This is a genomic window from Phycisphaeraceae bacterium, assembly GCA_019636555.1.
Classification (GTDB): Bacteria; Planctomycetota; Phycisphaerae; order Phycisphaerales; family UBA1924; genus JAFEBO01.
The window spans coordinates 1,737,002-1,750,649 of the sequence record JAHBXH010000001.1 but is presented as its reverse complement, the minus strand read 5'-3'; the positions used below and the strand labels follow the sequence as shown (position 1 = coordinate 1,750,649).

The window sequence follows — 13,648 nt, the reverse complement described above, 5'->3', positions numbered from 1 at the left end:
CTCAATACATGGTCGATATCCGCCTCATTGACTGACGGATGAAGGCTCGCTCGCAGGCCCCGAAACCTGTGCGACCGGTGCGGCAGCAGACGGCCCTGGGTCCTCGCCCCCATCTTCAAGACCCCATCCGCCGCCGAGCGCCTTGTAGAGGGCGATGAGATTCGTGCTCACGTTCGCTTCGCTCTGCGCGAGCGCATCTTCTGAAAGGAAGAGCTGGCGCTGCGCGCTGAGCACGTTGAGGAAATCGGTTCGCCCGTTGCTGTAGAGCTGCATCGAGAGATCGACCGCGGCCTTGTTCGCTTCGACCGCTTCGGCGAGCGCGACGCGGCGTTTTTGCTGCGACGTGAAATTGACGAGCGCGGTTTCGGTATCGCGGAGCGCGACGAGCACGGTCTGCTTGTAGGTGGCGAAGGCTTCGTCGGTCACGCCGCGCTGGAGCTCGATGTTGCCGCGGGTTTGGCCGCCATCGAAGACGAGCCAGTTCGCGCCGGGTCCGTAGGACCAGTAGTGATTTGCGATCGAGCCGAGATCACCGGCGTTGCCGCCCTGAAGCCCGATCGAGCCGTTGAGATTGAACTGCGGGTAGAGGTTCGCGATGGCGGCGCCGATCTGCGCGGTCGCGGCGTGCAGCGTGGCCTCCGCGCGCCGGATGTCGGGGCGGCGTTGAAGCAGATCGGAAGGGAGGCCGATCGGGACAGTGCTGGGCGCGCGCGGGATGGGGTTGTCGGGTGTGAGTTCCGCCAGAAGTGTCGAGGGTTCGTCGCCGAGCAGCACACCGATCGCATAGATATATGCGCGGATCTGTGCCTCTGTCACCGGGATCGACGAGCGGGTCGAGGCGACCTGAGCCTGAGCGTTGGCGACATCGAGCGCGGAGACAAAGCCGGCATCGAAGCGTTCCTGCGTGAGCGCGAGGGTTTGCTCCTGTGCCGCGAGATTGCTGCGTGCGATCGCGAGCTGACTCTGCGCGCCGCGCAGGTTGATGTAGTTGGTTCCGATGTCTCCCGCGAGGGTGACGAGGGCATCGTCGCGCGATTCAAACGCGGCATCGAGCCCGGCCTTCGTCGCTTCGATCTGGCGCCGGATTCCGCCGAAAACATCGATCTCCCACGAGGCATCAAATCCGGCCTGATAGAAGTTGGTGATGCGTCCGTTGCCGCCGGTGCCGAGCCCGCCCCCAGGGCTGCGCGCCTGCGAATAGCTGGCGCCGATGCTGACCGAGGGGTAGAGGCCACCGGTCGCGATCATCACCTGAGCGCGGGCCTGGCGGATGCGCGCGATGGCGACGGCGACATCGAGGTTCTCGCGCTGCGCACGGGCGATGAGACCTGTCAGCTTTTCGTCGCCGAATTCACGCCACCAGCGCGAGATCTCGAGCGGCGCATCCGTCGGTTTGCTCGCGAGATCGTCGCTCGTGACCTGCTTGTCGAGACCGGCGAACTGCGCGAACACCTTGGTCTCGGGTTTCTGGTAATCGGGCCCGACCATGCAGCCGGAGGAGAAGAAGAGTTCACCACAGAGGCACAGAGGAAAAAGAGAAGAGCGGACAATGGCGGCCAAAGCCCCCTGGCTGTTCGACGGTTCTGTTTTTGTCCCTTCCATTCCTTGGCTTTCTGTGTGTCGTTGCGCCTCTGCGGTGAGCGCCTTATTCGTATCTCAGCGCCTCGATCGGATCGAGGCGAGAGGCTTTCCATGCGGGATAGAAACCGAAGACGATGCCGACGACGGCGGAAACCACGATCGAAGCGACGATCGCCTCGATCGAGCTTTCGACCGGCCAGCGCAGGAACCTCTGGACCATCAGCGCCGCGCCGCGTCCGAGCGCGAGCCCGAGCAATCCACCGACCAGGCAAAGGAGCGTCGCCTCGGTCAGGAACTGACGCAGGATGTCGCGGGATCGCGCGCCCACTGCCATGCGCAGGCCGATCTCACGCGTGCGCTCGGTCACGGAGACGAGCATGATGTTCATGATGCCGACGCCCCCCACTACGAGCGAGATGAGCGCAACCGCGAGCAACAGGTTTGTCATCATGTTCGTTGTGCTCGCAAGCGCATTGGCGCTCTCGGTCATGTCGCGGATGCTGAAATCGTCGGCCTCTCCTTGTTGCAGGCGGTGGCGTTCGCGGAGCAGCGCGGTGACTTCACGCATCGCGGGCTGGATCTGGCTGCCCGAGCGGGCCGACATGATGATCTGATCGACATTCGCGAAGCGCACTGGCATCGGCGCATCGGCAGCCTGCGTCGAGGAAGGAGCGGGAAAAACGCTCGAGGCGCCGGGGTACGTCGAGTCGGCGGAATTGCCGGTCGTTGTTGAAGTCGAAGACGAGCTTGTCGTCGTCGTTCCGGAGTTTCCGGAGACTCGGTACTTGATCGTTGTCCAGGGTGCGAGAAGGATGTCGTCCTGATCCATGCCGAAGGCGTTCGCGCCCTTGGGCGCGAGCACTCCCACCACCGTGAACGCCACGTTTTTCACGCGGAGTTCCTTGCCAACGGGATTCTTGCCGCCGAAGAGTTCGCGCACGAGCGTCTGACCGACAACGCAGACGCGCGAAGCGTTGCGCACATCCGCATCGGTGAAGATGTCGCCCTCGGCCATCTGCGTCCAGTCGCGCACGTTGAGATACGCCGGCGTCGATCCGTAGACAAAAGTCGGCACCCAGTTCTTGTCCTGGTAGATGAGCTGCGGGCGGGCGCGGACGATTGGTGCTGCCGCGGCAATCGCGGAGCACTCCCGGTTGATTGCCTCGCAATCTTCGGCGGTGAGCGTGAGCGAACTGCCTCCGCCGAAGCTCACGCCGCCGCTGGCGGCGGTGCCCGGGAAAATCAAGAGGTTGTTCGCGCCCATGCTGGCGATGGTCTTGGCGATCGAGCCGGAAGAGCCCTTGCCGATCTCCATCATGGCGATCACGGCGGCGATGCCGATGACGATTCCGAGCACGGTGAGCGCGGAACGGGTGATGTTTCTTTGCAGCGCGCGGATCGCGGTCGAAAGCGTTTTGCGGATGGTCATGCGACCTGCCTTTCCGCGCTCTCTTCGGGAGTGGAACGTCCGGGCGGCGGGCCTTCGCGGACGGTGTCGGATTCGACCATGCCGTCGCGCAGGCGGATGTTCCGCCTCGCGTGCCCCGCGACGTTGGGATCGTGCGTCACGAGGATGATGGTGATGCCTTCTTCGCGGTTGAGACGGTCGAACATCTCGAGGATTTCCGCCGTGGTGTGCGAATCGAGATTTCCTGTCGGTTCGTCGGCGAAGAGGACCGGCGGATGATTGATGAGCGCGCGGGCGATTGCCACGCGCTGCTGCTGGCCGCCGGACAACTGGCTGGGCCGGTGGTCCATGCGCTCGCCGAGGCCGACCATCTTCAGGAGGTCGGCGGCGCGGGCCTTCGCTTCGCGATCGCTCAGTCCAGTCGCGGTGTACGCGAGCGGCATGATGACCTGCTCGAGCGCCGTCGTGCGCGGCAGGAGATTGAAGTTCTGGAAGACAAAGCCGATTTTCTTGTTTCGGATCATCGCGCGGGCATCGGCGGACAGGCGCGAGACTTCGATTCCATCGAGCCAGTATTCGCCCGAGGTCGGTCGGTCGAGACAGCCGAGCAGATTCATGAGCGTGGTCTTACCGGAGCCGGAAGAGCCGGTGAGGGCGACGTAGGCGCCGCGCTCGATCTCGAGCGAGATGCCGCGGAGCACGTGGACGCTGATCTCGCCCATGTGAAACGTGCGCCGGATGTCATGGAGTTTGACGAGAGGGGAAGTCATCGGGGTTCGAGCGAAAAGAAGGCATCAAGGCAGCGAGGCATCAAGGCATCGAGTTCGGAATGAAGGAAAGGCGGATATGCGCGGTCAGCGTCCCCCTCTGCCTCCGCCACGACCACCGAAGGGGCTGGCCGGTGCGAACGGATTGGTTGTGGCGCCGGAAGCGGAACCAGCGACGGCTTCGCCGACGACAACGAGTTCGCCTTCTTTGAGATCGGGGTTTTCAACGGCGGTGACGAGGCCGTCGGAGATTCCGATTTTGACCTCGACCGAGCGCAGGCCGTTTTCATCGAGCACCCAGACTGTGCCTTTGCGCTCCGCGGTGCGTTCGCGCCTCGGTGCGGCGTTTTCGGATTGCGCTTCTCCCTCGCGCGGCCCTTGTCGGCGCTGACCGTTTCGTGGGCGGCCGGTGTCGCCGGTTTGTGCCGCGGGCGCAGACGCGTTGGGCGGCGAAGAGGCGGATGAAGCGCCTCCGGGGCCGGTGTTCGCAGCGGGCTCGACAGATGGAGACCAGCGGAGCGCGGCATTGGGAACCGCGAGCGCGTCGCGTGCTTCTTCGACGATGAAGCGAACGTTGGCGGTGAGATAAGGAAGAAGCTTTTTGTCGGGATTGTCGGTCGCGATCTCGGCGGTGTAGGTGACGACGTTCTGTGTCATCGTCGCGTTGAGGCGAACCTTGCGGACTTCGCCCTTGAACGTCTGGCCGGGGAAGGCATCAACGGTGAAAGTCACCGGGTGACCGGGGATCACGTGTCCGATGTCGGCCTCGTTCACCTGGACAAGCACCTTCATTTTCGTGAGGTCTTTGGCGAGAAGGAAGAGGCTGGGGGCGTTGAGGCTGGCGACCACGGTCTGGCCGATCTCGACGCGACGGTCGATTACAACGCCGCTGACGGGGGCGGTGATCGTGCAGTAAGCGAGATTGCGGCGGGCGCGGAGCAGCGAGGCTTCGGCGATCGCAACCGAAGCCTTCGATTGTGCGATCGAAGCGTCGGAAAGCGAGATAGTGGCCGTGCCTTGTTCGTACGCGGACTTGGCGGCATCAAAGTCGGCCTGCGAGATCGCCTTGCTCTGACCGAGCTTCTGGGCGCGGGCCCAGTCGCGCTCGGCCTGATCGAGCTTGGCCTGCGATTGCGCGCGGTTGGCCTCGGCGACAAGAACCTGCGCCTTGGCCTGCGCGAGCTGCGCTTCAGCAGTCGAGACATCGGCTTTAAAGAGCGCGTCGTCGATATTCGCGAGGACCATGCCCGCATCGACCTCGGAGCGGTAGTCCACCGGCTTGCCGTCTTTGCCGTTGCCGAAGCTGGCGATTTGGCCGTTCACCTGGGCGCCGACGTCCACGACATCCTCGGGAACGACTGTGCCGGTTGCGGAGATGCTGGAGATGATGTCGGCCTTGCGGACAGGCGCGGTGCGATAGACCGAGGAGTCGGGCTTGGCCCGCGCCTTGTACATCTGCCACGCGTACGCCCCGCCGCCACCCAAAAGACCCAGCACAATCAACCAAACGACCAGCTTCTTCATCGAGAACTCCGACCGACCACCTCCGCCGAGCAAATCAAACCGTTACCAGTTTCCTACCAAGGGTAACTGTTGGAGGGCTGAGGGTATTGCGTCGGAACGCGGGAATCGGTGCGGGGAATCACTGATTCGGGGAGATCGCGTACGAGCCGGAAGCAGGAAAAGTCGGCAACGCGAGGGGCTCAAAGGACTCGAAGGGCGGAGAGTGGTGAACTGAGGTGATGCGCGTGTGGCGCGGCCGAGGAGAGAACGCGGAGTAACGGAGTTTGCGGAGTTGCGCGGAGGCGAAGGAAAAGAAGGAGAGACGGAGAGACGGAGAGAAGCAGAGAAGCAGAGAAGCATTCGACTGCAATGGCTCAAAGTGTGAGGAGAGATTCACCGGCGCCATGCCCGAACGGTGCAATCCAGACGCGAACGCGGAGTGACGGAGTTTGCGGAGTTGCGAGGAGAGCCAAGAAGTGAAACCGAAAAGGCATCTCCCTTCCCCCAACCCCTTCCCTCAGGGAAGGGGTTCCGGAGCTGCGCTCTAGGGCGAATTCCTCGTTTTGCGGCGTGTCGTGCTGCGTGATCGCGCGATGCGTGCGCCGAAGTGCCCTTTGTTTTGCGCCACGGGCACTTTTGGGAAACGCGGTTTTTCCGGGCGTGCTCCGCGCGACGCAATCGGAATAGACGGACCTGTGAAGGGGTCGCGAAGGGCGCGCGGGGTGACTTTGCGCGAAAGTGTTTCCGATGTTGAAGGTGATCGAAGGAGCAGCTGGATTTTCCGGAGGCTTCGGAGGTCGCCGGCTCGCACGGTTGCGAGCGGAAGGGAAGTACTGGTTTCCTCGCTTTTGGGTCTGCCTTCGGGGCGGGCGTGGGACTCCGGCAACGGGGTGCAGGAGCAGGGTTGAGCGAGGTGGAGCACGGGAAGCGGGCGGGCCGGTTGGCCACGGCCCACAAGCAAGGAGTCAGGAATGTTGAAGCAGACGATTCGCAAGGGTTTTACGCTGGTCGAAATTCTGATCGTGGTGGTCATCCTGGGCATTCTGGCGGCGATCGTTGTGCCGCAGTTCACGAACGCCACGCAGGATGCACAGGCGGGCAACATCAAGGCCCAGCTCGACACGCTGAATAATCAGCTCGAGTTGTTCCGCGCTCGCGAAACGACCCACGCCTATCCGACGGCTGCTGACTACGCGGCAGCGTCCACCTCGAATCCGGCCTATACGACTTGGGGCACGCTGATTGACAGGGGCTACGTGAAGGCGCCCCCGGTCAACCCGGTGAACGGCAGCTCGACCGTCATTTTCTCGGCGGCGGGCGATGCGGCGGCGGGCTGGTACTTCGATGCTGCCACCAACACCCTGAAGGCAAGCTACTTCGACGGCGACAAGATCACGCCGGGCACTCCCTGAGCGTGCAGCCTGATTTGAACTGAACTTCAGACCGGCCGATTCCTGAAAAGGGATCGGCCGGATTTGCTGGTGGGAAAGCCCACGGGAGCGAGCGATGAAAAGCAAGGGATTCACCCTCGTCGAAATCCTGATTGTCGTCGTGATCCTCGGGATCCTTGCGGCGATAGTCGTGCCCCAATACGCGAGCGCGACAGATGACGCGAAGAAGACGGCGACTGTGGATCAGCTTGTCAAGTTGCGCCAGGCGGTCAGCCTCTATTACTACCAGAACAAGTCGAAGTTTCCATCTGTGACTTCAGGAGACGGAACCTGGGGTGAATTAATGACGGCCGGCTATTTCAAAGTTCCGCCGGCCAATCTCTACGTGGAGGGGCCGAACGGAACTGTTATCACCCTTGGCTCCAGCCCGGATTCCGCACCGACGACGTCGTACGGCTGGATTTTCAATCCAGCCACGGGCGATGTGTGGGCCGCGTCTTTCGACGGATTCGACAAACCCTTGCCGTAGTTGGCCATGCACATCAACCGCAATCAAACTTCCTGGCGCGCCCACGGCTACACCTTGATCGAGGTGCTGATCGTCGTGGTCGTTCTCGGGATTGCCGCGGCGGTTTCGGCGCCGGCGTTCAAGCAGACCGGCGTGCTGCAGGTGCAGTCGGCGCTGCGGACGGCGGTTTCGGACATCACCGAGCTTCAGTCTGATGCGCTCGCGATGCAGCAGAGCCGGGCGATCGTGTTTGATATCGCCAAGAACTCGTACACGATGTGCCGCGTCCCTGGGACGAGCGTGGACACGACGATCGACGCGATCGAGACGAGGCAGATCGGCGGCTCGCTCTACGGCAACGCGATCATCAAGAACGTCAACTTCAACAACAGCCAGACGCTGATCTTCGACGAGCTGGGCGCGCCGGTCGCATCGGCCGGCAGCAACACGCCGGCGGCGGACGGTTCGTTCGAGATCATCGGATCGGGCCAGACGTACAAGATCACGGTTCAGGGTTACACCGGGCGTGTGACGGTGACCAAGACGGCGGGGGATTGAGCAACGAGCAAGACACCGCCCGGAAGGGCGGTGCCACTGGAGGCGACGTGGGAAACAGCGAAACCAATAGCGTGAACGGCGGCCCGAACAAACCGGATATCGGGACCGAGGGAAGCCGCGATTTCGGGGGCGCGATCACGCTCAAGAGCGCGGCGGTCTCGATGATGATGGTCATGGCGCTCGGCATGCTGATCTGGGTGAAGCTGCGCCTGGTGACCAATGTGCCGCGGACCGCGTACGCGGAGCCGGAGCGGCGCGCGATCGAGCCGAAGCCGAGCGATGCGCATCCGCAGATTGCGAAGCAGGAAACGGCGGACGCGTCGGAAAAGCACTGAGAACGAAAAGCAACCGAATGGGACACATAGGACCTCTAGGACATATAGGTCCTATTTCTTTTTTGCTCAGTGATATGCGGCGATGAGCGCGATGATGCCGGCGACGACGAGCAGGATCACGATGAGCGACCCGATCTTCCAGCGGCTGTACGGGCGATCGCCGATGAGCTCGCCGGTGCGGCCGTTGATCAGCACGCGGTAGAGCTTGCGGTTGAAGCGGTACGCGCTCAGCCACATCGGCAGGAGGATGTGCTTGAAATGGATGCGGTCGTAGGCTGATCGCATCGAGATGATGCGCTGGTGATCGCCGCCGATGTCGGCGCAGATGGTGCCTTCGATCGTCGACCGCATTCTCTGCTTTGCGGCCTCGAAGCCGCCCTGGAGATCGGTGCGGTAACTCTCGGAGCGGAATCCCGCAAGGTACGCGTCGTCGTACGGGACGAGATCCTTCAGACCCCAGGGTTCCGCCTCGACCTGGCTGTTCAAGGGCAGCGAGTTGCTCGCGGGGACGAGCACATCATCGAAATCATCGACGACGGTTCCGGATGCAGGGTACCAGCGCGTGCGCCGGACCTGACGCGTTTGCGTGACAAGCTTGCCGTTCACGGTTGTCGTGTATGTCTCGGTGACCCAGTAGTCTTCGCCCCGTTGGCCGGTGTAGTCGGTGGTCGCGACGCAGTCGTAGGTCCAGAAGGGCATGTACGCGCCGACGAACGCGCCGTCGAGGAAGGCCTCGCGCGCGAGCTTGGTGGGCGCGAACCAGCGCGACTTGAGCCAGGCGCGATAGTGCTGGATCGCGGCCTGACGCGTCACGGAAAACGGCAGAATCGCCGTAGGTTTCAGGAGTTTTTTGGAGACGGCCTGCGCGACGATCGGGCTGCCGCAGAACGGGCAGGCGCGGCTCGTCACGTTCTCCGGGAATTCGACGTTCGCGCCGCAGCCGTCGCAGCGGACTTCGAGGCGCTCGATGGTCTCGGCGTTGTGCTCGAGGTCGTTGAGCACGGAGAGATAGTCGTTTTCCTCGACCTGGGTAACGGGCGCGGGGATGGGGTTGATCGTGCCGCAGTGACCGCACTTGAGCGCGCTGTCGCCCGGGGAAAAAGAAAGATCGGCGCCGCAGCGGGCGCAGGGGAAAGAGCGATGGACGCCGGGGAGCGGAGCGACGGAATCGATGGGAGAAGTGTCGGGCATCGGGAAGAGAGAACGCGGAGTGCGCGGAGAATGCGGGGTTTCGCGGAGGGGTTCTTGTCTGGAAGGGTGAAGAAAGTGCGGCGCGGCTTGGCGTTCGGATTCGCGCCGCGCACACGATTGCCCACCCCCTGCCCCCTCCCTCCGGGAGGGGGTTTCTGCGTTGCGCTAGGGGAGCGGAGGTGGATTGCTTCCGAGCGCCGGTGCGAGTTCGGGGACATCGGATGCCGCGGCCCAGGCGGACATGCCGTGTTTCCAGACGAGTGTCTGAGCGGTGAGTTTGCCGGAATTGCCGAGCTGAGCGAGCGTGGCCATGTCGAACGGACCCGCTTGCTTTCCGTCGATGGCGACGAAGTACTTCGGTGCGGCAACACCGGGAATCGGGGGCGGAGCGGCGTTCGAACCGGAAATCGCGCCGGCCATCTGGTTCGCCATCGCAAAACCGGCCCCGATTCCCATGCCTTGCGCCATGCCGCCGCCGCTGGGGTTTTTGGCGGCGTCGCCGATAGCTGTGGCGGTCTGGAACTGCGTGAACTTGCCCATGTCGCCGATCACGCCCATGCTGGTGCGCTTGTCGAGCGCGGCTTCGACCTCGGGCGGGAGCGAGATGTTCTCGATGAGGAATGCGGTGACATCGATGCCGTAGGTTTTGAAGGGCGGGCGGATCTTGCTGGCAATCAGCGAGGAAAGTTCCTCGTAATTGCTGGCAAGGTCGAGCGCGGGGACTTTGCTTTCAGCGAGTGCATCGGTGAAGCAGGTGACGATGAAGTTGCGGAGCTGGTCGGTGATGCCGTCGGCGGTGAAACGGCCGGCGGTTCCGGCGACTTCCTTGACGAGCGCGCCGGCGTCGGCGACTCTGAACGCGTAGGTGCCGTAGGCGCGGAGGCGCATGGGGCCGAACTCGGCGTCGCGGAGCATGATGGGGTTGGAGGTCCCCCACTTGCAGTCGGTGAACTGGCGGGTGTTGACGAAGTAGACCTCGGCCTTGAAGGGCGATTCGAAGCCGTATTTCCAGCCCAGGAGTGTCGAGAGGATGGGGAGGTTCTTGGTTTCGAGCGTGTAGATGCCGGGCTGAAAAACGTCGGCGATTTTGCCCTGATCGACGAAGACGGCGACCTGGCTCTCGCGGACGATGAGCTTGGCCCCGTACTTGATCTCGTTGTTCATCCGCTCGAAGCGGTAGACGAGCGTGTCGCGCGAATCGTCGAGCCACTCGACGATGTCAATGAGTTCACCCTTGAGCTTTTTCCAGAAATCCATGGTGCCTTCTCCAATCGCTCGGTGAGGCAACAACCGTGCCACTCACGAGAGAAAAGTGTAAGTCGAAAAGTTATTGGGCCGGGAGATTTCTCGATTTCACTCTTGCGCAGACGTTACAGACGGAACGCGACCGCGTTTCTGGAGCGCCCTCGATGTGGGTGTGGGGTCTGTAGCCGCGTGCGCGATTCGGGCTGGAACTTCGTGCCAAAGTCACTCACTGCGCCAGTCGAAATAGACCGCATCCGGTGCGCGGGCTATTGGGCCTGTCACCGGCGGAAGGTCGGGCGCGCGTCCGAGAGGTACCGGAGCCGGCCGAGAACACTGCCCGCAAGAAGAGGAAAACGCCATGTCGTCCACCGAGAACAACCGCCAGTCCTCCAAAAGCGCGAACCTTCCGGCGTTTGCGATGCTCTTGAATGTTCCGACGAGCCTCGCGAAAGCGGATTGGCCGCGCCTCGCCTGGCCGGCGGCGATCCTGATCTCGATCTGCGGCGCCGCCGTGGGCCGGGCGCAGGTGGGGACGTACACCGGGGGCGGACAATCGTCTTCGCCTCAATCCAACGTGCAGGCGATCGGCCAGCAGCAGAACTCCGGCAGCGCGCCGGATGCGTCGCTGAATGCCGCGGCCAAAGAGTCGAATCAGACCTCGAACCAGACCGGCAGCCCTGCTGCGGTTCCGAACACGCTGGCGCAGAGCTGGTCGGCGCAGCCGGTCGCGAACCAGAATCAGCCCGAGCAGCAGAACTCGCAGCCGACTCCGCTGCAGCCCGCCGTGGTTTCCGACCCGTTCTCGAGCAAGCCGAACGGAGGGATGATGGAGGGCGGGCCCGCCTCGGAATCTCGCGGCGTCAAGAGCATCCGAGCCAACGCGGTGAAGGTCGATGACAACGGCGTGGTGGATCTGCGCGTCAACGGCGAAGAAATCACGGCGGTGTTGGAAATGCTGAGCCTCCAGAGCCAGAAGAACATCATCCCGTACAAGAACGTCAACGGCAAGGTTTTCGCCAATCTCTACGGCGTGACCTTCTACGAGGCGCTCGATGCGCTGCTCCACGCCAACGGCTTCGGATACGTCGAGCGCGGCAACTTCATCTACGTCTACACGCTCGAAGACCTTCAGAAGCTCGAGAAGGAGTCGCGTCAGCGGGTGTGGAAGGTGATCAAGCTGAACTACCTCGCGGCGGTCGATGCCGCGTCTTTCGCGCAGGCGCTCCTGAGCAAGGACTCGGTGATCAAGACCAACGCGAAGATCGGCTCGTTCCCCGGCAAGAGCGAAGTGCCCAACGGCGCGGAAGACTACCCGGGCGAATCGACGGTGATGGTGTACGACTTTCCCGAGCAGGTGGAGCAGATCGAGAAGCTGATCAAGGAACTGGACACGCGCCCGGCGCAGGTGCTGGTCGAGGCGACGATCCTTCAGGCGAAGGTGAGCGAGAACAACGCGTTCGGCGTGGACTTCGCCGTGATCGGCAACCTGAACTTCGGCGACTTCCTGGGCGTCGGCGGGCCGCTCCGCATTCCGGACGCGATGCTCGTGAACAACTCGACGAAGCTGATCAACGGCTCGCCGGGCGATACACCGGTCGTCGGCGGAACATCGGGCAAGGACAGCGCGTTCGGCCTGGCATCGAGCCCCGGCAACGTGGCCGGCCCCGCGACGCTGAAGCTCGGCCTGTACAGCAACGACGTCGGCGTGTTCATCCGCATGCTGGATGAAGTCACCGACACGACGGTCCTCAGCAACCCGAAGATTCTCGCGCTCAACCGGCAGGCGGCGCGGGTGCTCATCGGCGAGCGCGTCGGGTATCTGAACACCACGAGCACGAACACGGCGACGACGCAGTCGGTCGAGTTCCTCGATACCGGTACTCAGCTTTACTTCCGTCCTTTCGTCGGCAACGACAACACGATCAGGCTCGAGCTCAAGCCGAGCGTTTCGTCGGCCGTCGTGCGCGACGTGAAGAACAGCTCGGGCTCGACCGTCACCGTGCCCGACGAAATCACGAACGAATTGACCACCAACGTGATCGTCCGCGACGGACAGACCGTGGTGCTGGGCGGGCTGTTCCGCGAATCGACGCAGACATCGCGCAAGCAGGTGCCGTTCCTTGGCGACATCCCGCTGGTCGGCTACGCGTTCCGCGGCCAGGAAGACACGATCGATCGTCAGGAAATCATCTTCCTGATCACCCCGTCGGTGGTGACGGACACGTTCCTCGCGGAGACCGGCGACAAGACGCACGACATGATCGCGCGGGTCCGGGCGGGCACGCGGGAAGGTCTCTTGCCGTTCAGCCGTGAACGCATGACGGCGCAGATGCTGATGGATGCGCGCAAGCTCGCGGCGGAGGGCCAGACCGATCAGGCGCTGTGGAAGGTGAACATGGCGCTCTCGATCGACCCGATGCAGCAGGAAGCGATCCAGCTCAAGGAGAAGCTCACCGGCAAGCAGGACATCTGGCCCGATCGCAGCATGCTCGACGAGCTGCTCGACACGGACAAAAGGACCAAGCGCAGCTCGTCTTCGGTTCTGCCGGGCATCCCGGCGCCGGAAGACTTCGCGAATCCGACGAATCCGAGCGCCGTGACGAAAGCACCGGCCGCGACGAAGAACGCGGATACACAGACTGCGTCGCAGCGGGACTCGGCCTCGGGATCAACGCCGGTCGCGGCGGGACAAACTGCTCCGGCTGCTGAGTCTGCACACGCCGTTTCCGCAACCGCGTCGCCGGCCGGAACGAACAACATTCCGGCAGCAACGCAGGCTCCGGCCGTCGCCCCGACGTACGCGACGGTTCGCTGGGACGCGATGCTGCCTCGCGGCACGGCGGCAAAGAAGACTGCCGCGGCGAGCGGGAACACAGCAGGAAACCAGGCGGACAACGGCCAGAAGGCCAAGGTTTCCGCGTTCGGCAAGTTGTTCGGACAAGGCGCGGCAGCGGATGAGACCGTCTCGTCGGTGCCCGAGACTTCGCCCGATCAGAAGTAAGTCGACGTGGGAAATTGGAGATTCGCTGCTCGAACCCGCAGAGCGGGTTCGATGCGGCGCGCACCCGAGCCGAAGCATCGCCCGATTTCCGAATGCTTTTCGGCGATTCCCGGACTTCGCGAAAGTGGGAACACAACCGGGTCGATGAGACCGAGAACCC

Annotated in this window: 11 protein-coding genes; 5 read left to right on the top strand and 6 right to left on the bottom strand. The window is 63.2% G+C overall.

The window, feature by feature from the left end:
• Positions 1–24: 24 nt before the first annotated feature.
• The 4 genes from KF691_07285 to KF691_07270 all read right to left on the bottom strand — a co-directional run bounded on the left by KF691_07285 (position 25) and on the right by KF691_07270 (position 5,280).
• A complete protein-coding gene (locus KF691_07285; protein ID MBX3389245.1) occupies positions 25–1,488 on the bottom strand; it encodes an efflux transporter outer membrane subunit in 1,464 nt (487 codons plus the stop codon).
• 157 nt (positions 1,489–1,645) lie between these two features.
• Positions 1,646–3,010, bottom strand: coding sequence for an ABC transporter permease (locus KF691_07280; protein MBX3389244.1), 1,365 nt, complete (start codon positions 3,008–3,010; stop codon positions 1,646–1,648).
• Positions 3,007–3,759 (bottom strand): ABC transporter ATP-binding protein, encoded by a 753-nt coding sequence (locus KF691_07275; GenBank protein ID MBX3389243.1) that lies wholly within the window; start codon positions 3,757–3,759, stop codon positions 3,007–3,009. The genes KF691_07280 and KF691_07275 overlap by 4 nt, the downstream gene beginning before the upstream one ends.
• An 84-nt stretch (positions 3,760–3,843) precedes the next feature.
• The gene (locus tag KF691_07270) at positions 3,844–5,280 is read right to left on the bottom strand and encodes an efflux RND transporter periplasmic adaptor subunit (protein MBX3389242.1); all 1,437 of its coding nucleotides are present in this window, start codon (positions 5,278–5,280) and stop codon (positions 3,844–3,846) included.
• Positions 5,281–6,230: 950 nt separating this feature from the next.
• On the opposite strand from KF691_07270, the gene KF691_07265 reads away from it, so the two are divergent.
• The 4 genes from KF691_07265 (at position 6,231) to KF691_07250 (ending at position 8,051) form a co-directional block, all read left to right on the top strand.
• Positions 6,231–6,671, top strand: coding sequence for a prepilin-type N-terminal cleavage/methylation domain-containing protein (locus KF691_07265; GenBank protein MBX3389241.1), 441 nt, complete (start codon positions 6,231–6,233; stop codon positions 6,669–6,671).
• Between the two features lie 94 nt (positions 6,672–6,765).
• The gene (locus tag KF691_07260; protein ID MBX3389240.1) at positions 6,766–7,179 is read left to right on the top strand and encodes a type II secretion system protein; all 414 of its coding nucleotides are present in this window, start codon (positions 6,766–6,768) and stop codon (positions 7,177–7,179) included.
• A 6-nt stretch (positions 7,180–7,185) separates the two neighbouring features.
• Positions 7,186–7,716: a prepilin-type N-terminal cleavage/methylation domain-containing protein gene (locus KF691_07255; GenBank protein ID MBX3389239.1), complete on the top strand. Its 531-nt coding sequence runs from the start codon at positions 7,186–7,188 to the stop codon at positions 7,714–7,716.
• A 47-nt stretch (positions 7,717–7,763) separates the two neighbouring features.
• Complete coding sequence (locus tag KF691_07250) at positions 7,764–8,051, top strand: hypothetical protein (protein ID MBX3389238.1); 288 nt, start codon at positions 7,764–7,766, stop codon at positions 8,049–8,051.
• Positions 8,052–8,117: 66 nt separating this feature from the next.
• On the opposite strand, the gene KF691_07245 is transcribed toward KF691_07250, so the two are convergent.
• Together KF691_07245 and KF691_07240 are read right to left on the bottom strand one after the other, a co-directional pair.
• Entirely contained in the window at positions 8,118–9,242 is a 1,125-nt protein-coding gene (locus tag KF691_07245) for a hypothetical protein (GenBank protein ID MBX3389237.1), read from the bottom strand.
• A gap of 165 nt (positions 9,243–9,407) precedes the next feature.
• Positions 9,408–10,499: an SPFH domain-containing protein gene (locus KF691_07240; GenBank protein ID MBX3389236.1), complete on the bottom strand. Its 1,092-nt coding sequence runs from the start codon at positions 10,497–10,499 to the stop codon at positions 9,408–9,410.
• 346 nt (positions 10,500–10,845) lie between these two features.
• On the opposite strand from KF691_07240, the gene KF691_07235 reads away from it, so the two are divergent.
• Positions 10,846–13,488, top strand: coding sequence for a hypothetical protein (locus KF691_07235; GenBank protein MBX3389235.1), 2,643 nt, complete (start codon positions 10,846–10,848; stop codon positions 13,486–13,488).
• Positions 13,489–13,648: the final 160 nt, after the last annotated feature.